Origin of the sequence: Roseobacter sp. MED193 (assembly GCF_000152965.1) — a bacterium.
In the GTDB taxonomy this organism is placed as follows: domain Bacteria; phylum Pseudomonadota; class Alphaproteobacteria; order Rhodobacterales; family Rhodobacteraceae; genus Pseudophaeobacter.
In genome coordinates this window covers 254,931-272,744 of record NZ_CH902583.1, presented here as the reverse complement: position 1 = coordinate 272,744, position 17,814 = coordinate 254,931, and the positions used below count along the sequence as shown (strand labels likewise).

The window sequence follows — 17,814 nt, the reverse complement described above, 5'->3', positions numbered from 1 at the left end:
CCCCTCAGCTATAGGTCATAAGAGCCGCACGCTCGAGATTATGAAAATGCGGCACAGAATTGAATTCGTGGAGAAAAAACTTCTCTTTTGAGAACACAAACCGGCTGGTCGACGTGTTCTTGATCTGTAGGTTCAAGGCGATCATCTGATCATTTGGCATGGCGAGACTGGCGGCAACCAGTCGGGCGATGGCGCCGCCGGAACTGACAACCAAGACGCGCTCAGCCTCGGTTGATATGGCCGAAAGGCGCGCCTGCTCCACACGATTGCAAAATTGATCCCAGCTTTCACGCGCCTGAGAAATACCACCTAGCTGCCATTCAGCCAGGGTTTCCTTCAACGCCCGAAAATGGGTTTTTCGGTCGGTGATGACATCACTGGGCGCCTGTCCCCCATAGCGGCTGTGAAGAAGATCGTGAAAATCATACTCATTCCATCCGTCATGCACCTCACCAGAGCCTGCAAACCCCATTTCCTCCAGGGTTTGCTTTTGCCGCATCAGGCTGCCGGTAATCATCCGATCCGGGACCCAGTCAAGGCCACGCAGGGTTTCCCCCAGGGCGCGCGATTGTTGCCGCCCCAGGTCGCTCAGCTCATCATAGTTGTCGGCCCCAAAGGAGGCCTGGCCATGGCGAACGATCAGCAGTTCTGCCATTTTTAGTTGTCAAACTCGCTGGCCAATTTCGTGCCCGCGGCCTGATATTCGGTTGCAATGCGGTCGACCAGTTCTCCGGCGGAACAGATGGATTTGACATCGCCAATGCCCTGGCCAGAGCCCCAGATCTCTTTCCAGGCTTTGGGCTTGGAGGAACCGCTGCCAAAGTTCATCGAAGATGAATCTGCACTCTCGAGATTGTCAGGGTCCAGGCCGGCCTTGATGATAGACTTTTTCAAGTAGTTCCCAGAAACGCCCGTGAACAATGAAGAATAGACGATATCATCGGCGCCGCTCTCAACGATCATCTGCTTATAGTCTTGCTGGGCGTTGGCCTCGTGGGTGGCAATAAACGGAGAGCCCGCATAGCCAAAATCTGCCCCCAGAGCACGCGCAGCCAAAAGCGCCTCGCCGCTGGCAATTGCACCAGACAATGCCAAAGGCCCATCAAACCAACTGCGAATTTCGCGGATCAAAGCAAAGGGTGACTGCTGGCCAGCGTGGCCACCAGCTCCAGCGGCCACGGCGATCAAACCGTCTGCCCCCTTGTCAATCGCCTTTTTGGCAAAGGTATTGTTGATCACGTCGTGCAGTACTATTCCACCACAGGAATGAGCGGCTTCGTTGACCTCTGGCCGCGCGCCAAGCGAAGTGATCCAGATCGGGACATTCCAGCGATTGCAGATCTCCAGATCGCGCTCCAGCCGACCATTGGAACGGTGGACGATCTGGTTCACCGCAAAGGGCGCGGCCGGTTGATCCGGGTTCTCCTGATTATGGCGATCCAGTTCTTCGGTGATCTGTTTGAGCCAGGCCTCCAGAAGGATAGGATCCCCCTCGCCTTCGCGCGCATTAAGGGCCGGAAAGGACCCGACAATCCCAGCCTTACACTGGGCGATAACCAGTTCAGGCACCGAGATAATGAACAAGGGCGAGCCGATCAACGGGATGCGCAGGCCTTGCAACACCTTTGGCAAATGATCATGATTTGAGGTCATTTTAGATCCTATTTCAGTATCTTATAAGGTCAAGCTTGACCAAGTTATTCCAGCGCACTGGCAAAAATATTGTGGCCAGACATCACATTGATTCCGCCAGATATCGGCACAACGGATCCGGTGACATAGGCGCCACCTTTACCGCTGAGAAACAAAACCGACCCCGCAATATCCTCATAGCAGCCCACCCGGCCAAGGGGCACATCTTTGCCAACCTTCGCCCGCTTTTCTTCATCTCCAGTGGCAAAGGCCGTCATCTTGGAAACAAAAGGACCAGGGGCCAGGGCGTTCACGGTAACATGTTTATGCGCAAGTTCCTTGGCGAGAATTTTGGACATATGGATCACTGCCGCCTTGGAGGCCGCATAGCTATAGGCCCCATCCCCCATCGGGATTTCCCCCATGACAGAGCCGACATTGATGACCCGTGCGGGATCACCCAGTTCACCACTTTGGATCAGCATCGGCAGCAGCCGCCGGGTCAGATCAAAGACACCGGTGACATTAACATTCATCACCTTTTCCCAGGCCTGATGAGGGAAGTCCTTCAGCTCGGCACCCCAAGTGATACCAGAGTTATTCATAAGGATATCAAGCTGTTGGGTTCGGGATTTAACCTCCTCCACCAGGGCCTCTATTCCTGCTTCTGTGCCTACATCACCTGAAAATCCTTCCGCCGCACCTGGCGCATCGAGCGCGTTGAGCTCTGCCGCCACGGCCTCACAGGCGTGGCCTTTGCGGGACGCGATCAAGACCCGTGCGCCTGCCCGGACCATGGCTTCCGCTGCCATGCGACCGATGCCCGTGGCGCCGCCTGTGATCAGGGCAGTCTTGCCGTTGAGTGTAAATAAGTCCTGCATCGGTATCTCTCCCTAAAACCCGCGCAACTGGGCAACCTGCCCCGCATGATAGCCATAATCCCCCAGCCATTCGGCCGCGACCCGGGCGCGTTTCATGTAAAACCCCATATCAAAAGCATCAGTCATGCCAATGCCGCCGTGCATTTGCACCCCTTCTTGCACCGATTTTTGCGCTGTATCTGTCGCGCGGGCCTTGGCGACGGAAACCGCAAGCGTCGCCTGGTCTGGGCTCTCATCCAGAATACGACCTGCATTTAGGACGGCTGACTGAGTGAGTTCGATCTCGCACCATAGATGCGCCGCACGATGCTGCAGGGCCTGAAAGCTACCAATGGTAATGCCAAATTGCTTACGCTCTTTCAGGTAGTCCGTGGTGAGGTCAAAGGCTGCCTCTGCCAGCCCGGTAGTTTCTGCCGCCAGCGCGGCCTGCCCGGCCTCAAGCGCGGGTTTTAACAGCGCATAGCCAGCCCCGACCTCGCCCAGCAAGGCTTCGCCTGAGACCTCCACATCATCAAAGACCATGTCTGCCGCATCCCGGCTGTCGATCATTGCCAAAGGCTCCTGGCTGATCCCTTTGGATTTATTGGGAAGATCAAACAGGCACAGGCCGTCATTGCTCTTGGCAAGAACAAGAATGCGGTCTGCCTCGCAACCATCTACAACAAAGCGCTTTTTACCGTTTATGACATAACCATTTCCGCGCTTCTCTGCGATAAGCTCGACCCGCTCTGGTGAATGCTTGGCGCTCTCGTCTATGGCCATGGCATAGGTCAAGGCGCCGGATGCGATCTGTTTCAGCTTTCCCATGCTCGTTTCATCCCGGAACTGGCGCAGCAGCGTTGCAGCCATCACTGCAGTGCTGAGGAACGGGCTAACGGTCAGGTTCCGCCCCATCTCGCGGGCAAGTACATGTGCTGCAGCATGGCCCATATCAGAGCCCTCCGCTGCCTCGGGCACCAGCACGCCAGCCCAGCCGGCAGCGGCCATTTCCTGCCACAACTCTGGGTCATTGCATTCTCCCGCGTCACGCATCTCGCGCAGGCGAGACACAGGTGCGAATTTGGAGAGGAACCCACGGGCCGCCTCTGACAAGAGGGTTTCTTCCTCTGTTTGAATGAGTTTTGCCATGGTTCTTATCCTGGAAGGTTCAAAATGCGACGGCTGATAATCGAGAGCATCACTTCGGAGGTCCCGCCCTCAATGGAGTTGGCTTTGGTCCGCAACCAAGAGGAGGCTGCGCTCTCGCCCCAGGTCAGGCCATCCGCCCCATCAGCGGCCATGATCAATTCCAAACGCTGTTTGTTTAGCTCGGTGCCCATGTATTTCAGCATGGCAGAGGCATCGCCTACGCCCTGACCGCCTTCGGCTTGATCTTTGTAACGTTCCAGCGTCATTTCCAAGGCCAGGCTATCCACCTCGGCCCGCATAGCGTCGCCGCGCAGGACCGGGTCACTTTGGCCGGTGTCAGAGTCAGACAGGACGGCCCCCAACGCGCGGCCCGATCCCATGACATTGCCGCCATTGCTGATCATCTCCCGCTCATGGGTGAGAAGGTATTTTGCGACGTCCCAGCCGCGATTGATGGTGCCGACCACCTGAGTCTTTGGCACCTCGACATTTTCAAAAAAGGTCTCACAAAAAGGCGATGCCCCAGAGATCAACTGGATGGGGCGGGTGGTAATGCCAGGGCTGCGCATGTCCATCAAAACAAAAGAAATCCCGAGGTGTTTCTTGGCCTCACGATCGGTTCTCAGAAGCGCAAAGATCCAATCGGCGCGATCCGCATAAGAGGTCCAGATTTTCTGTCCGTTGACCAGCCAGGTATCTCCCTGATCCGCCGCATGGGTCTGCACGCCCGCCAGGTCAGATCCTGCGCCAGGTTCCGAGTAGCCCTGGCACCAACGAATTTCGCCACGGGCGATTGGGGGCAGAAAGTGAAGTTTCTGTTCCTCGCTGCCAAACTTCAGCAACGCCGGCCCCAACATCCAGATACCAAAGCTATCCAGAGGTGAGCGTGCGCCAATGGCCTGCATCTCCTCTTTTAGGATCTTGTCTTCATCGCGGCTAAGCCCTGCGCCCCCATAGGCTCTTGGCCATGTGGGCACGGTAAATCCACGTTCAACACAGCGATCTAACCAAGTTTTCTGTGCCGCACAGGTAAAGGTCCAACTGGTCCCTCCCCAGCAAATTGAATCCTCTCCTGCAGCGCCATCACGCATTTCTGGCGGACAGTTTGCCTCCAGCCAATCACGTACTTCCCGCCGAAACTCAGCGTAATCGCGCCCCGCGTCAACTTCACCCATAACCTTGCTTCTCCTCACCCCCGCCATCCAGAGCCTCCCGTGGCTATGGCGGTTTCACAATGTAGAATTACATTTCGCTATGCCATTGACAACGCGGCTGAGCAGCAGAAGACTTTACGTAATTTTAGGAAACATCAGGTTGCCGTCGCGCGACCTAGAAGGGCGAAAACAATGAAATCAATGTTAAGCACCACCCCCGGTGGGCCAGAAACGCTGGTCTGGAGCGAGCAACCGGACCTCACTCCTGGCAAGGGAGAGCTATTGGTCGAAATCCGCGCGGCGGGTGTAAACTTCCCAGATACGTTGATTATTCGCGACCTATACCAAATGAAGCCCCCCCGCCCCTTTGCACCCGGCGGAGAGATTTCAGGTGTTGTGATAGCCCTTGGTGAGGGGGTGAGCGGTTATGAGATCGGCGACCGGGTTCTGGCGCTAACAGGCCACGGCGGCTTTGCAACCCAGATTTGTGTCGCAGCCAACCAGGCTGTGAGATTCCCCAAGGAAATGCCGTTTGAGGATGCCGCTGGGTTTGTGTTCACTTATGGAACTTCCTACCACGCTCTGAAAGACAGGGCTCAGCTCAAACCCGGGGAAACCCTGTTGATCCTGGGGGCTGCCGGTGGCGTTGGCGCAGCGGCGATTGAGCTCGGAAAATCCATGGGAGCAAAAGTAATTGCAGCTGTCTCCACTGCTGAAAAAGCCGCCTTTTGTGCTGAGATCGGCGCTGACGAGACACTGGTTTATAACCGCGATATGAGCAAGGAGGACCAAAAGGAATTTTCTAAAAATATCAAGGAACTATCCGGCAAATCTGGAGTCGATGTCGTCTATGACGCTGTGGGGGGAATGTATGCAGAACCGGCGCTGCGGGCCATGGCCTGGTTAGGGCGCTATCTGGTTGTCGGATTCCCTGCCGGCATTCCTGAGATCCCGCTGAATCTGCCATTGCTAAAAGGGTGTGATATCCGCGGCGTGTTCTGGGGCGCGTCGGTGTTTCGCGACCCCAAAGGCCATGCGGAGAACATGGCAGAGCTGCAGGCGCTTTATGGCGCCGGCAAGATCAAACCGCAGATCTGTGAGGTTTTGCCAATGACCGATGCATCCCTGGCGCTGGAAATGATGCAGGACAGGCGTGTTATGGGAAAAGTCATTCTGATCAATAGCTAGTGGGCACCCCACTGAACCAACCAAGACGGGCGGCTTGTTTCTGGCCGACCGTCTTTTTACGTGCGATATTAGCAACATAGTCGGTGCAAATCCGCAGGGCCAGGTTTCGCTTTCTCTGTGCAAGGTCTTCATTTCAGCTTAAACCTGTAACTGGGGGATATATGATGCACAGCTTATTGATACTGAACGGTCCAAATCTTAATCTACTGGGGACCCGACAGCCCGAAGTTTACGGGTCCGGCACGCTTGATATGTTGGAAGACAGCTGCGCCAAACATGCCCAAAAATCGGGGTTCCAGGTACAGTGCCTCCAGTCGAACCATGAAGGTGCTTTGATAGATGCCATCCACGGTGCCCGAGGCCGGCATGGTGGGATCGTTCTGAATGCCGGGGCCTTTACCCATACCTCCATTGCGCTGATGGATGCGATCTACTCGGTTGAAATCCCAACCGTTGAGGTTCACCTTTCCAATATTCACGCGCGCGAGAGCTTTCGCCATCAGTCCTATATCGCGCGGGCTGCGATCGGCCAAATCTGCGGCTTTGGCAGACAGGGATATCTGATGGCCATCGATGCCTTGGTGCAAAAACTGACTCAACCGAGCGATGTAACCTAATGACAATACTCGAATATCTTCACTTTGTTTCTGGAGCCAAAAGCCTGGAAGAGCTTTGGCATACTCATGTGATGAAGATGGCAGAGTATGGTTTTGACCGCCTGATCTATGGCTATACCCGGTTTAAGACCGAGACGTCTTTGGGGGACCCTGACGATTTTGTCATACTGACCAACCATGACCAAAAATACATCTCGGGGTTTCTGCATCAGGGGCTCTATCGACAGGCACCAATGGTGCTGTGGGCACTTGAAAATGAAGGGGCCTGCAGTTGGAAGAAGATCCGAGAAATGCTCGAAGAGGGTCAACTTAGCCCAGGGTCAAAGCAGGTTATCGAGTTTAACGAGCGTATGCAGCTCAACGCGGGCTATACGATCAGCTTTTTCTCAGCTTCGAAACGCTACAAGGGCGCAATATCTTTAGCCGGGCGATCTGGAAGTACCCAAGCCGACCTGGATGGCATGTGGCAAGAACATGGTGAAGACATCATCTTGATGAACAACATGGTCCATCTCAAAATCCTCACTCTTCCCTATGATCCCCCGAATCGCAGTCTCACGAACAGACAGCGCGAGGCCTTAGAATGGGTCGGCGACGGCAAGACGACTCAGGATATTGCCCTGCTCATGGGGTTGACCCCTGCGACAATCGAAAAGCATCTGCGCTTGGCCCGTTCCTCACTGTCGGTTGAAACAACGGCCCAGGCCGTTCTGAAGGCTGCCTTGCAAAATCAAATGTATGTTCTTGAAAACTAATGTACTTTGCATGAACCGCTATAGCTCTACTCTGCCCCCCCCTCTCGCTGGGCAGATCTCCCTCAGGGTGTAACTTCCTCTAGGTCAGTTTTCGCTATTCGGGTAAGGAAAACACTACTACACTCACGCGGACATTTGGGGCAGAATACACAAGTTCCGTGAGTGGTGGCTTTAGCCTAGGAACTTCGGGGAACGATCCTTGCGATATCAAGGCTCTCGGACCCGTTCGGTTGCTGGTGTGTATTTTTCCGCACCAGTACCGTGTTAAAGAGGGGCCCCATCCATCCCCATCAATGGGGCCTCTCAGACCACCATATCTGGCAATTCCCACGGTCCCTCCTCACGTCCTTCAGATAGCTGTCGACAGTTGGTCTTCTATCGCTCAGGTCAATCCCAAATTCTATGTTCTCTTCTGCATTGGCTCAACGGCTACGATAGGTCTTCCCTCACAAGCCGGTGAAATTGTGCATTGGGCCACCAATCGCGGCTATGAGGTCAAAGCAAAGTTCAGCAGTGCGGTTCTGCGGGCCAAGAACCGAACGCATAGGTTTTGCAAGCAAGGCAGAGAAAATGACCGTGGCGAAGCAAAAAGGGGCCGACGGTCATCCGCCAGCCCCAAAATCTTCGTTGGTATTGAAAAAGCTTAGCCCTGAGCCGCTTTTGCGACTTCAGCTGCGAAGTCTTCTTTTTCAACTTCGATGCCTTCGCCAACTTCCAGACGCACAAAACCAGTGACAGTAGCGCCGGCTTCTTTTGCTGCGGCCTCAACGGTCAGGTCAGGGTTCACAACAAAGGCTTGGTTCAGCAGGGTAGCTTCGGCAACGAATTTCTTCATGCGACCGACGATCATCTTTTCGATGACAGCTTCAGGCTTGCCGGATTCGCGCGCGATATCCATCTGAACCTGCTTTTCTTTCTCAACAACCGCAGCGTCCATGTCGGCCTCAGAAAGAGCCGCAGGGTTTACAGCTGCAATGTGCATTGCAACCTGCTTGCCGAAAGCTTCGTCGCCACCAGTCATTGCAACCAGAACACCGATCTTGCCCATGCCAGCAGTTGCGGCATTGTGGACATAAGAGATCACGGTCTCGCCTTCCAGCGCGGCCATGCGACGTACCGACATGTTCTCACCAATGGTGGCGATCTTGTCGGTGATCACGGCTTCGACGGTCTTGCCACCCATGTCAGCAGCTTTCAGCGCATCGACATCGGAAACACCTAGGGCCGCCTTGGCGATACCGCCAACCATTTCCTGGAATTCGGCGTTTTTGCCAACAAAGTCGGTCTCGGAGTTCACTTCAACCGCAACACCTTTGCCGCCTTCAACAACAACGGCCACCAGGCCTTCTGCTGCGGTACGACCGGATTTTTTGGCGGCTTTGGCCAGACCTTTGGTGCGCAGCCAATCAACGGCGGCTTCCATGTCGCCATTGGTTTCGGTCAACGCTTTTTTGGCGTCCATCATGCCGGCGCCGGTGGAGTCGCGCAGTTCTTTAACGAGTGCAGCTGTGATTGCCATCTTTAGGCTCTCCTCAAATCAAAACGGAATTGGGGCAGGTGATACCCTGCCCCGCATGTCAAATCTGTGACAAGTAGTGAGGCTGGGTGCTTATTCAGCAACAGCTTCTTCTACAGGCGCTTCTTCCAGAGCACCCAGATCAACACCGGCAGCGCCCAGCTGAGCGGACATACCGTCCAGAGCAGCACGTGCCACCAGGTCACAGTACAGGGAGATGGCGCGAGATGCGTCATCGTTGCCTGGGATCACAAAGTCAACGCCATCGGGGGAGCAGTTGGTATCGACAACAGCCACAACTGGGATACCCAGCTTTTTGGCTTCGGCGATGGCCAGCGCTTCTTTTTTCACGTCGATGACGAAGAGCAGGTCAGGAACACCGCCCATTTCAGCGATACCGCCCAGGGAGGCCTGGAGCTTCTGCTGGTCACGTTCCATGCCCAGACGCTCTTTCTTGGTGAGGCCTTCAGCGCCACCTTCGAGCTTCTCGTTGATTTCGTTCAGGCGTTTGATCGACTGGGAAACGGTTTTCCAGTTGGTCAAGGTGCCACCCAGCCAGCGGTGGTTCATGAAGTACTGAGCGGATTTCTCAGCGGCTTCGGCGATGGGGCCCGCGGCCTGACGCTTGGTGCCTACAAACAGAATGCGGCCGCCCTTGGCAACGGTGTCACGCACGATCTGCAAAGACTGATCCAGCATTGGAACGGTCTGAGTGAGGTCCATGATGTGGATGCCGTTACGCGCACCATAGATATAGGGTGCCATACGTGGGTTCCAGCGCTGTGTCTGGTGACCAAAGTGAACGCCTGCTTCCAGCAGCTGGCGCATGGTGAACTCGGGAAGAGCCATGCAAATATTCCTTGTTTCCGGTTTCAGTCCTCGGTGGGGGTTCAGAGCATTTGCTCCAACCGGCGGCCGATTTGGGGATTTCTCCCCCAGACAGGCCAAACCCCACCTGCGGGTTTGATGGCGCGCGTATAGGCTAGGAATGCACTGGCTGCAAGCGTTATTTGCGCATCTCCACATGGCCCAGCCGGACCAGTCGCTCACATTCTGCCGCCAAGGCCTTACGACTGGGAAAATCACTCACCTTGAGCGGCGCGTGATAGGTCAGCTCCACCTGCCCCTGGCGCAATGAGGCAAGGGTTTTTAGCAGATGCGGACCAAACTCCATATCTCCCCACCATCCATAAAACCGCTCTTCCGCTCCTTTGGGGGCATGAAACACCACAGACACTGGCTGGATCCAGCAAATATCCCTTAGATGATCGCCAAAGAAGGCCGCAAAAAGCGTTGTTTTGAAGGGTAAAACCCGCAACCCATCGGTAGAGGTGCCTTCGGGAAAGAATAGCAACTTATGTCCGGCCATTAGGCGCGCTTCGAACAGTTCAGTCTGTTCTTTGGCGCGGGCGCGATTGCGTTCGATGAAAACGGTCCCCGTGGCGCGCGCCAGCCAGCCGATGCCAGGCCACGCGGCCACCTCGGCCTTGGACACAAAATAGATGCGTTTCTTGGCATTCAGCGCAAAGATATCCAGCCAGGAGGTATGATTTGCCACCACGGCACCGCGGTGCTGCATCAGGCGGCCATGTGCACGAAACCCAATCCCCAGGATGCGGAAGGCATTGCGGCAGACAAACTGCGTAATAAAGGGTGTCGCGGGCCGATGCAGCCCGCAAAAGGGCCGTTCGACCAGACGGACCAACAGCAAAACCAGCAGCCCACCAAACACCACAGCGCCCAGAAGGCTGGCCCGCAGCAGGATTAACAACCAGCCAAGCGCGCTGATCCGCAGCGGCTCGGGCGGCTCGCCCTCATTCCAGGTCTCTGACATCCCGTTAGCCCCGCGCCTTTGTCGTGCTATAAAAGCGCTTTTGTCGTGTTGTCATCCGCGCCGTGTCCAGGATCATCATCACATCCGTGGTATTGAACTCATGATCGACAAAAGCCCCATCCCCAACTGTGCCGCCAAGGCGCAGATAGGCCTTAATCAAAGCAGGGCATTCGACCATGGCGCGCTTACGATCCACGGCGCTGGGGGGCACCAGATCCATGGCCTGATAGCGCCGCGATCGGCAGCGCAGAGCTTCAGGGGCAAGATAGTCCTGATGGAGCACCGTCAAAGGCCCCGCGAGACTCTGCAGCTCTGTCCCTGCAAAACTAGCGGTGCCAAACAGGACTTCGATATCATGCTCTGCCACATAGTCATTGAGGCCTGACCACAGGTAGAACAGGGCCTTGCCTCCGCGAAAATCCGGGTGCAGGCAGGACCGGCCCAACTCCAACAATCGCCGCTTTGAGGAGAGCAGCGGTCCCAGGTCGTATTCATCTTCAGAATAGAATCCGCCCGCCTGTTGCGCCTGATCGCTGCGCATCAGTCGGTAGATGCCAATAGCGCGCCCCTGGGCGGTCTCTCGGATGATCATATGATCACAGAAAGCATCAAACCGGTCTGTCTCCAGACCTTGCTGATGATCAACCAGCGCACCATCGGCCCCCATTTCCTCCACAAAGACCTGATAGCGAAGCGCCTGCGCGTCCCGTAGGTCTGCTTCGTCTCGGGCCAAGGAGACTGTGAATTCTGTTGGGCTGTCAGCCATATACCTGAGCCTTCGTAATTCCGTTTGCGGCGCTGATAGACCGCAGGGGGCACAATAGGCAAGGTTTTCGTAAAATGCTCCGGGGTTCCTTAACCATTCATAAACCGTTAAGCCTCATGCACTAGAATCAAGGGGACACGCGCCCCGTCGAAGACCAGTTTTCCCTGGTCTGGGAAATTGACAGTAATTTTGCCACCTGCGTTGGATTGGACTTCACCTGGTCCCCAATCAGGATAATCCGGGTGTTTAACGCGCATGCCGGGGGCGAGAAAAGCATTGAGGTCGATCATGTGGTGGGCCCAATTCGGAGGAATGATATGGCCGTAGATACCGCCAATTTGGCCGCTTTGATAGGGTCCAGAATTTGTCACGATTTGATCAGCCCGGTCGGCGCCATCAACAACGGATTGGAGCTCTTGGCGATGTCCGGAGCGATGGCAGGTCCTGAGCTTGAATTGATCTCCGACAGCGTACTTAACGCCAATGCCCGTATCCGTTTTTTCCGTATTGCCTTTGGTGCGGCCGGTGATCAGCAGATGGGCCGGGCCGAGATCGTCTCGGTACTGGATGACATCGGTAAGGCTGGGCGTTTGAAATACCAATGGAACCTGGCTGAGGGCTGTAGTCGCAGTGAGGTTCGCATGGCGTTTCTGGCCGCCCTCTGCCTGGAAACGGCCCTGCCCTATGGCGGATTAATCTCGGTATCCTGCACCGATGGCAAATGGACTGTGGTTGGAGAAGGTCGCAAGATCTCCATCGAAGCCCCTCTGTGGGGTCATGTCGACACAAGCGATACAAGCGCGACCCTAACACCGGCTCAGGTGCAATTCGCCATGCTGGCCGTTGCGGCGCAGGAAGCCGAGCGCCAGGTGTCCTTTGATCATAGCGAAGAAAAAGTCACCGTCTGGTTTTAGACCAACTGCTTCTAGATGCTTGGGCGGTCCATCCGTCGAACTAAAACCCCAGTCCATGGATTGGGGTTTTAGTCTTTCTATCTCTGCCCACCAGCACACTACGCCCGGACTGTGCCGTCGCCGCGTACCAAGTACTTGAAACTTGTCAACTGCGCTGCGCCAACTGGTCCACGGGCGTGCATCTTCCCGGTCGCAATGCCGATCTCTGCTCCCATGCCAAATTCGCCGCCATCGGCAAATTGGGTTGAGGCGTTATGCATCAAGATCGCACTGTCTAACTCAGCAAAGAACTGCTCCACAGCGCTTTCATCCTCGGTGATAATGCAATCAGTATGCTGCGAGTGATATTTGCGAATATGAGCGATTGCATCGTCGATATCTGCAACGGGCTTTGCGGCAATCACCTTATCGAGGAACTCTTTACCCCAGTCATCGTCATTGGCAGCGGTCATCTCTTCGGGGCCAACCAGCCCACCAGCAGCGTGGATCTCTACCCCGGCGGCTGCCAAGGCCGTCAGCACATCGCGGCCAATGGTGTCAACGATATCGCGATGGATTAGCAGACATTCAGCAGCCCCGCAGATGCCGGTCCTGCGGGTTTTTGCGTTCAGCACCACCTCAAGCGCCTTTTTGGGGTCAGCGGACTTATCCAGGTAGATGTGCACGATGCCCTCGAGATGGGCAAAGACAGGTACCCGTGCTTCCCGTTGAACCAGCCCCACCAGCCCCTTGCCACCGCGTGGAACAATGACATCGACATAGTCGGTCATGGTGAGCAACTCCTGCACCGCAGCCCGATCGCGTGTTGGCACCAACTGTACGGCATCCTCAGGCAGGTTGGCGCCGCGCAGGCCCTCCGTCAGGCAGGAATGGATGACCTGACTGGAGTGAAAACTCTCAGACCCACCGCGCAGGATCACCGCATTACCAGACTTCAGGCATAGTGCCCCGGCATCCGCCGTTACATTTGGGCGGCTCTCGTAGATGACGCCGATCACGCCCAGAGGCGTTCTTACCCTTTGGATCATAAGGCCAGAGGGCTGCTCCCATTGGTCAAGGATTTCGCCTACGGGATCTGCCTGCTCTGCCACCGCACGCAGCCCGTCAACAATCCCCTGAATGCGGATCTCATCCAGCATCAGCCGGTCCATCATTGCAGGCGACAGACCTTTGGAGGTGCCAAACTCCAGATCTTTGGCATTTGCAGCAATAATTTCCGCGCGTCGGGTCCAGACCGCCTCAGCGGCACCAATCAGGGCCGCGTGTTTGCGCTTAGCGCTGGCTGTCGCCAGAATTTGGGCCGCCCGCTTTGCGCGCATGCCAAGCTCCGCCATCAGGGCGGGAATGTTATCAATATCTTTCATGGGTCTCGTCTAAGCCTTTTCTGATCGAGGCTGGTGCCGCAAGTTGCAACCAAGGTAACGGAAGCAACAGCCGGTGTTCCACCCCAAAGTCGTAGGATCAGAGCGCCATATCGTCCCGGTGGATCAAAGCGGCCCTGCCAGGGTATCCCAGCGTCGCTTCAATCTCAGCAGATTGGCGCCCCTGAATGGCACGGGCCTCGTCGCCGGTATAGCGCGACAAGCCCTGCCCCAGTTTGCGCCCCGCCGGGCCCTGGATGGCCAGGGGGTCCCCCCGGCCAAAGTCACCCTCCACATGACTGACCCCTGCGGGCAGTAGGCTTTTTCCATTTGCCAGGGCACCTTCGGCCCCAGCATCAACAGTAATGATCCCACGCGGCTTCATCGCCGCGATCCAACGTTTACGGGCGACCTGTGGATCGTCCTGTGCAGTGAACCAAGTGCAAGCCGCACCATCCATAAGTGTTTTCAAGGGGTTCAAGGGCGACCCTTCAGTGATCACCATAGCACAACCTGCGGCTGTCGCCATCTTGGCCGCCAGAACTTTTGTGATCATGCCCCCCTTTGACAGCCCAGACACACCATCCCCGGCCATGGCTTCGATCTCGGGTGTGATTGCGTCAATTGTGTCGTAGCGTTTGGCGTCGGGATCCAACGCCGGATTGGCAGTATAAAAGCCATCCACATCAGATAGAAGAACCAGCGCATCTGCGCCAACAGTCACAGCAACCTGTGCCGCCAAGCGGTCGTTATCGCCATACCGGATTTCATCGGTGGCAATGGTGTCGTTTTCATTGACGATGGGCACCGCGCCAAGCCCAATCAGGGTTTCAAGCGTGGCGCGGGCATTCAGGTAACGACGCCGATCGGCGCTATCCTCAAGTGTCACCAGCACCTGCGCGGTGGTGATAGTATGGGGCGCAAGCGCTTCCTCATATGCGCGGGCCAGGCGAATCTGACCGACAGCGGCGGCGGCCTGGGATTTCTCCAAGGGCAAATCGCTGCGGGGCAGACCGAGAACTTCGCGCCCCAGCGCGATCGAGCCGGACGAAACCAGAATAACATCTTTGCCCTGGGATTTTAGCCAAGCCACATCGTTGGCCAGCGAATGCAGCCAGCCAGAGCGCAGCTGCCCGCTGGTGCGATCCACTAGCAAGGCTGAGCCGATTTTTACAACGATGCGTTTGGCGTTGATCAGGGCCGCCAAGGTTCTTGCTCCTCGACGGGTTTCTGCCGGATGCGGTCATCGTCGATTTCAGCACGCACCGCGCGCAGGACTTCGTTCAGCCCCTCGCGGCTCACACCGGACAACATCAGCACCGTTTCACCAGCAGCAGCCTCCAGCGCAGCCCGCGCCTCAGCGCGCTCTTCATCATCCAGGGCATCGACCTTGTTTAGCGCAGTGATACGCGGCTTATTGGCCAGCTCTCCGCCATAGGCTTCAAGCTCATCAATGATGGTCTGGTAATCGCCAGCCACATCCTCCGAGGTGCCATCCACCAGATGCAGCAGCACCGCGCAACGTTCAACGTGACCAAGAAAGCGATCACCAATGCCTTTGCCTTCATGAGCGCCGGCAATCAAACCGGGGATGTCCGCCATAACAAATTCAGTGTTATCAATACCAACCACGCCGAGGTTCGGGTGAAGTGTGGTGAAAGGATAGTCGGCAATTTTAGGCCGCGCATTAGAACTGGAAGCGAGAAAGGTGGATTTTCCCGCATTGGGCAGCCCCAGCAGGCCGGAATCTGCGATGAGCTTCAGGCGCAGCCAGATTGTGCGCTCGACCCCTTCCTGGCCAGGATTTGCCCGCCGCGGCGCCTGGTTGGTGGAGGATTTGAAGTGGAGGTTGCCAAAGCCGCCATTGCCGCCCTTGGCCAATTGCACCCGCTGACCAATCTCGGTCATATCTGCCAGCACGGTTTCCTGGTCCTCGTCGAGAATCTCGGTGCCTACGGGGACCCGTAGAATGATTTCCTCGCCGTCTTTGCCTGTACGCTGCCGCCCCATACCGGATTGGCCGTTTTGAGCAAAGAAGTGCTGCTGATAGCGAAAATCAATCAGTGTGTTCAACCCATCCACGGCCTCGGCCCAGACCGAGCCGCCCTTGCCGCCGTCGCCGCCATCGGGGCCGCCATATTCGATGTATTTCTCACGGCGAAAGCTCACACAGCCATTACCACCGCCACCAGAGCGGACGTAGACCTTTGCCAGATCGAGGAATTTCATGGTGGCTCCTTAGCTGCACGGCCCCCAAAAGGACGCTGCGCGGAAATACGAATGGGGTGAACACGCCCCTCCCGGGACGCGTCACATGGTTGAGATGTGCCTTACCTGAAAGCGCTGGCCGCGCCAATCACAGTTTTCGGCTGTAGGTCCAGGTCGGCACATTTGCATTGCGGCTAACGCAGAAGCTTTCAGCATCGCCTAGGTAATCAAAACCACAGTGTGTCAACACCCGTGCCGAGGCCGGGTTATCCTGAAACACCGAGGCAAACATCGTGGCATTGCCCAATGGGTTCGCGCTTACCAGGGCCTCCAGCGCCTCAGAGGCGAGGCCGGTGTTCCAAAACAGCGGCGCGATCCATAGGCTTACTTCAGACTGATCCCGGTCCATCTGTTTGAGGCTGATAATACCCTTCAGCTCTGCACTGCCAGCCTGAGCGCCATCAATGGCCCAGATCTCCTCATCCCCTGACGCATCCGTCGCGCGGGAGACATAGGCCTCTACCGCCCCAGGAGGCATCGGGTGTGGAATACTCGGAATCATGCGAGCAACCCGCTCATCCCCCATAAACTGGGCAATCAACCCGCTGTCGGAATCCCGAAGCGGACGCAGTACAAACCGGCTGGTCTCAATAACCTGCTGATCCTTCACATTATCCAAGCTCATATCTCTGCTCCTTTTCGCAAAGAAATCGAAAACAAAGGCACCTCCACTAGGCAGATCCCATGCTCTGGCGCTTGCAGGGCTTGGCTAAAAGCCTGTGCAACCTCCAAAGCCCATCAACAGGGTGGCCAGCATTGGTTAGAGAAGCCAATACAGAAAAAATACCAGGCGCATCTGCACCAAATAGAAAAAGGGGACCGGCTGTTGCCGATCCCCTCATTGTTCAAAACCTTGTGGGTTCGGTTTACTCAGCGGCCTCCGCCACTGGGAGAACCGATACAAAGGTGCGGCCCTTGAGGCCCTTGTGGAAGGTGACAGCACCATCAGTCACAGCATAGATCGTGTGATCTTTGCCCAGACCTACGCCCTCGCCCGGCCAAAATTTGGTCCCGCGCTGACGAATGATGATGTTGCCCGAGATAGCCGCTTGGCCACCATAGAGTTTCACGCCGAGGCGGCGACCCGCTGAGTCGCGGCCGTTACGGGAGGAACCACCAGCTTTTTTATGTGCCATTCTGTCTCTCCTTAGCCTTTAGCCAGATCTTTGGCCTGTGCAACCCACTCGGGTTTCACTTTGACCGCGTCAATACCAGCAATGTCGTCATCCGACAAGGCTGCGATCTGGGCAAAGCTTGTCAGACCAGCGTCATTCAGCTTTTTGGCGGCGGCAGGGCCAACACCGGTCAACTGAGTGAGATCATCTGCACCGGCCGCTGCTGCCGGAGCGGCCTTAGGGGCGGCTTTGGCGGCGGCTTTTGGAGCTGCTTTGGTTGCACCAGATGCAAGGATCTCAGTGATCTTGATCAGGGTCAGCTTCTGACGGTGGCCCTTGGTACGCTTGGAAGAGTGCTTACGACGACGCTTCACGAAGTGAATAAGCTTTTCGCCTTTGATCTGATCGATCACTTCTGCCTTAACAGCAGCGCCATCTACCAAAGGAGCACCAACCACGGGGGCGTCGCCACCGAGCATCAGGATTTCGTCGAACTGGATTGTTTCGCCAGCATCAGCAGCCAATTTTTCAATGCGGAGGATATCACCCGCCTGAACTTTGTACTGCTTGCCGCCAGTCTTGAGGACCGCAAACATATGCGTGTTTCCTTTATCAACCGCGTCCTTTGGTCCCCGTATGGGCGTTTCGGTCAGATATCAAAATCTGACCACCTCGAACAGCGCGC

At 56.2% G+C, this 17,814-nt stretch carries 20 protein-coding genes; 4 read left to right on the top strand and 16 right to left on the bottom strand.

Going from position 1 to position 17,814, the window contains the following annotated elements:
- Positions 1-4 precede the first annotated feature (4 nt).
- The 5 genes from MED193_RS03805 to MED193_RS03785 are packed head-to-tail and all read right to left on the bottom strand — an operon-like array spanning position 5 to position 4,816.
- Positions 5-655: a histidine phosphatase family protein gene (locus MED193_RS03805; protein WP_009808324.1), complete on the bottom strand. Its 651-nt coding sequence runs from the start codon at positions 653-655 to the stop codon at positions 5-7.
- Positions 656-657: 2 nt separating this feature from the next.
- Positions 658-1,653: a nitronate monooxygenase family protein gene (locus MED193_RS03800; RefSeq protein WP_009808323.1), complete on the bottom strand. Its 996-nt coding sequence runs from the start codon at positions 1,651-1,653 to the stop codon at positions 658-660.
- A gap of 44 nt (positions 1,654-1,697) precedes the next feature.
- The gene (locus MED193_RS03795; RefSeq protein ID WP_039965832.1) at positions 1,698-2,519 is read right to left on the bottom strand and encodes an SDR family NAD(P)-dependent oxidoreductase; all 822 of its coding nucleotides are present in this window, start codon (positions 2,517-2,519) and stop codon (positions 1,698-1,700) included.
- A 6-nt stretch (positions 2,520-2,525) separates the two neighbouring features.
- Positions 2,526-3,641 carry an acyl-CoA dehydrogenase family protein gene (locus tag MED193_RS03790; protein ID WP_009808321.1) on the bottom strand — a complete coding sequence of 372 codons (1,116 nt, stop codon included), beginning with the start codon at positions 3,639-3,641 and terminating at the stop codon, positions 2,526-2,528.
- Positions 3,642-3,646: 5 nt separating this feature from the next.
- Entirely contained in the window at positions 3,647-4,816 is a 1,170-nt protein-coding gene (locus tag MED193_RS03785; RefSeq protein WP_009808320.1) for an acyl-CoA dehydrogenase family protein, read from the bottom strand.
- 171 nt (positions 4,817-4,987) lie between these two features.
- Between MED193_RS03785 and MED193_RS03780 the strand changes: the two genes are divergently transcribed.
- The 3 genes from MED193_RS03780 (at position 4,988) to MED193_RS03770 (ending at position 7,355) form a co-directional block, all read left to right on the top strand.
- A complete protein-coding gene (locus MED193_RS03780; RefSeq protein ID WP_039965829.1) occupies positions 4,988-5,983 on the top strand; it encodes an NADPH:quinone oxidoreductase family protein in 996 nt (331 codons plus the stop codon).
- A 164-nt stretch (positions 5,984-6,147) separates the two neighbouring features.
- On the top strand, positions 6,148-6,600 hold the full coding sequence (aroQ, locus tag MED193_RS03775; protein ID WP_039966618.1) for a type II 3-dehydroquinate dehydratase: 453 nt from the start codon (positions 6,148-6,150) through the stop codon (positions 6,598-6,600).
- The gene (locus MED193_RS03770) at positions 6,600-7,355 is read left to right on the top strand and encodes a LuxR family transcriptional regulator (protein WP_009808316.1); all 756 of its coding nucleotides are present in this window, start codon (positions 6,600-6,602) and stop codon (positions 7,353-7,355) included. Before aroQ ends, MED193_RS03770 begins: the two co-directional genes overlap by 1 nt.
- 643 nt (positions 7,356-7,998) lie before the next feature.
- On the opposite strand, the gene tsf is transcribed toward MED193_RS03770, so the two are convergent.
- The 5 genes from tsf to MED193_RS03745 all read right to left on the bottom strand — a co-directional run bounded on the left by tsf (position 7,999) and on the right by MED193_RS03745 (position 11,761).
- On the bottom strand, positions 7,999-8,874 hold the full coding sequence (gene tsf, locus MED193_RS03765; protein ID WP_009808315.1) for a translation elongation factor Ts: 876 nt from the start codon (positions 8,872-8,874) through the stop codon (positions 7,999-8,001).
- Between the two features lie 90 nt (positions 8,875-8,964).
- The gene (gene rpsB / locus MED193_RS03760; protein ID WP_009808314.1) at positions 8,965-9,720 is read right to left on the bottom strand and encodes a 30S ribosomal protein S2; all 756 of its coding nucleotides are present in this window, start codon (positions 9,718-9,720) and stop codon (positions 8,965-8,967) included.
- A gap of 157 nt (positions 9,721-9,877) precedes the next feature.
- Complete coding sequence (locus tag MED193_RS03755; RefSeq protein ID WP_009808313.1) at positions 9,878-10,705, bottom strand: 1-acyl-sn-glycerol-3-phosphate acyltransferase; 828 nt, start codon at positions 10,703-10,705, stop codon at positions 9,878-9,880.
- Positions 10,706-10,709: 4 nt separating this feature from the next.
- The gene (locus tag MED193_RS03750) at positions 10,710-11,471 is read right to left on the bottom strand and encodes a GNAT family N-acetyltransferase (RefSeq protein ID WP_009808312.1); all 762 of its coding nucleotides are present in this window, start codon (positions 11,469-11,471) and stop codon (positions 10,710-10,712) included.
- Between the two features lie 107 nt (positions 11,472-11,578).
- Positions 11,579-11,761, bottom strand: coding sequence for a DUF3553 domain-containing protein (locus MED193_RS03745; RefSeq protein WP_009808311.1), 183 nt, complete (start codon positions 11,759-11,761; stop codon positions 11,579-11,581).
- A 27-nt stretch (positions 11,762-11,788) separates the two neighbouring features.
- On the opposite strand from MED193_RS03745, the gene MED193_RS03740 reads away from it, so the two are divergent.
- Complete coding sequence (locus MED193_RS03740; RefSeq protein WP_009808310.1) at positions 11,789-12,385, top strand: histidine phosphotransferase family protein; 597 nt, start codon at positions 11,789-11,791, stop codon at positions 12,383-12,385.
- Between the two features lie 98 nt (positions 12,386-12,483).
- Here the strand turns inward: MED193_RS03740 and MED193_RS03735 are convergent, their stop codons facing one another.
- The 6 genes from MED193_RS03735 to MED193_RS03710 all read right to left on the bottom strand — a co-directional run bounded on the left by MED193_RS03735 (position 12,484) and on the right by MED193_RS03710 (position 17,725).
- A complete protein-coding gene (locus MED193_RS03735) occupies positions 12,484-13,749 on the bottom strand; it encodes a glutamate-5-semialdehyde dehydrogenase (protein WP_009808309.1) in 1,266 nt (421 codons plus the stop codon).
- A gap of 97 nt (positions 13,750-13,846) precedes the next feature.
- Positions 13,847-14,953: a glutamate 5-kinase gene (gene proB / locus MED193_RS03730; protein WP_009808308.1), complete on the bottom strand. Its 1,107-nt coding sequence runs from the start codon at positions 14,951-14,953 to the stop codon at positions 13,847-13,849.
- Positions 14,941-15,975, bottom strand: coding sequence for a GTPase ObgE (gene obgE, locus MED193_RS03725; RefSeq protein ID WP_009808307.1), 1,035 nt, complete (start codon positions 15,973-15,975; stop codon positions 14,941-14,943). Before obgE ends, proB begins: the two co-directional genes overlap by 13 nt.
- 127 nt (positions 15,976-16,102) lie before the next feature.
- A complete protein-coding gene (locus MED193_RS03720; RefSeq protein WP_009808306.1) occupies positions 16,103-16,639 on the bottom strand; it encodes a GNAT family N-acetyltransferase in 537 nt (178 codons plus the stop codon).
- Between the two features lie 241 nt (positions 16,640-16,880).
- Entirely contained in the window at positions 16,881-17,150 is a 270-nt protein-coding gene (gene rpmA / locus MED193_RS03715; RefSeq protein WP_009808305.1) for a 50S ribosomal protein L27, read from the bottom strand.
- An 11-nt stretch (positions 17,151-17,161) separates the two neighbouring features.
- Positions 17,162-17,725, bottom strand: a complete 564-nt coding sequence (locus MED193_RS03710) for a 50S ribosomal protein L21 (RefSeq protein ID WP_009808304.1) — start codon at positions 17,723-17,725, stop codon at positions 17,162-17,164.
- Positions 17,726-17,814: the final 89 nt, after the last annotated feature.

Bases quoted from the DNA above. Each gene is read 5' to 3' on its own strand.
- MED193_RS03790 (WP_009808321.1), bottom strand. From the start codon at position 3,641: ATGGCAAAACTCATTCAAACAGAGGAAGAAACCCTCTTGTCAGAGGCG.
- rpsB (WP_009808314.1), bottom strand. From the start codon at position 9,720: ATGGCTCTTCCCGAGTTCACCATGCGCCAGCTGCTGGAAGCAGGCGTT.
- MED193_RS03755 (WP_009808313.1), bottom strand. From the start codon at position 10,705: ATGTCAGAGACCTGGAATGAGGGCGAGCCGCCCGAGCCGCTGCGGATC.
- obgE (WP_009808307.1), bottom strand. From the start codon at position 15,975: ATGAAATTCCTCGATCTGGCAAAGGTCTACGTCCGCTCTGGTGGCGGT.
- aroQ (WP_039966618.1), top strand. From the start codon at position 6,148: ATGCACAGCTTATTGATACTGAACGGTCCAAATCTTAATCTACTGGGG.
- MED193_RS03805 (WP_009808324.1), bottom strand. From the start codon at position 655: ATGGCAGAACTGCTGATCGTTCGCCATGGCCAGGCCTCCTTTGGGGCC.
- MED193_RS03735 (WP_009808309.1), bottom strand. From the start codon at position 13,749: ATGAAAGATATTGATAACATTCCCGCCCTGATGGCGGAGCTTGGCATG.
- MED193_RS03770 (WP_009808316.1), top strand. From the start codon at position 6,600: ATGACAATACTCGAATATCTTCACTTTGTTTCTGGAGCCAAAAGCCTG.
- MED193_RS03780 (WP_039965829.1), top strand. From the start codon at position 4,988: ATGAAATCAATGTTAAGCACCACCCCCGGTGGGCCAGAAACGCTGGTC.
- rpmA (WP_009808305.1), bottom strand. From the start codon at position 17,150: ATGGCACATAAAAAAGCTGGTGGTTCCTCCCGTAACGGCCGCGACTCA.
- MED193_RS03750 (WP_009808312.1), bottom strand. From the start codon at position 11,471: ATGGCTGACAGCCCAACAGAATTCACAGTCTCCTTGGCCCGAGACGAA.
- MED193_RS03745 (WP_009808311.1), bottom strand. From the start codon at position 11,761: ATGATCGACCTCAATGCTTTTCTCGCCCCCGGCATGCGCGTTAAACAC.
- MED193_RS03800 (WP_009808323.1), bottom strand. From the start codon at position 1,653: ATGACCTCAAATCATGATCATTTGCCAAAGGTGTTGCAAGGCCTGCGC.
- MED193_RS03785 (WP_009808320.1), bottom strand. From the start codon at position 4,816: ATGGGTGAAGTTGACGCGGGGCGCGATTACGCTGAGTTTCGGCGGGAA.
- tsf (WP_009808315.1), bottom strand. From the start codon at position 8,874: ATGGCAATCACAGCTGCACTCGTTAAAGAACTGCGCGACTCCACCGGC.
- MED193_RS03720 (WP_009808306.1), bottom strand. From the start codon at position 16,639: ATGAGCTTGGATAATGTGAAGGATCAGCAGGTTATTGAGACCAGCCGG.
- MED193_RS03740 (WP_009808310.1), top strand. From the start codon at position 11,789: ATGGCCGTAGATACCGCCAATTTGGCCGCTTTGATAGGGTCCAGAATT.
- MED193_RS03710 (WP_009808304.1), bottom strand. From the start codon at position 17,725: ATGTTTGCGGTCCTCAAGACTGGCGGCAAGCAGTACAAAGTTCAGGCG.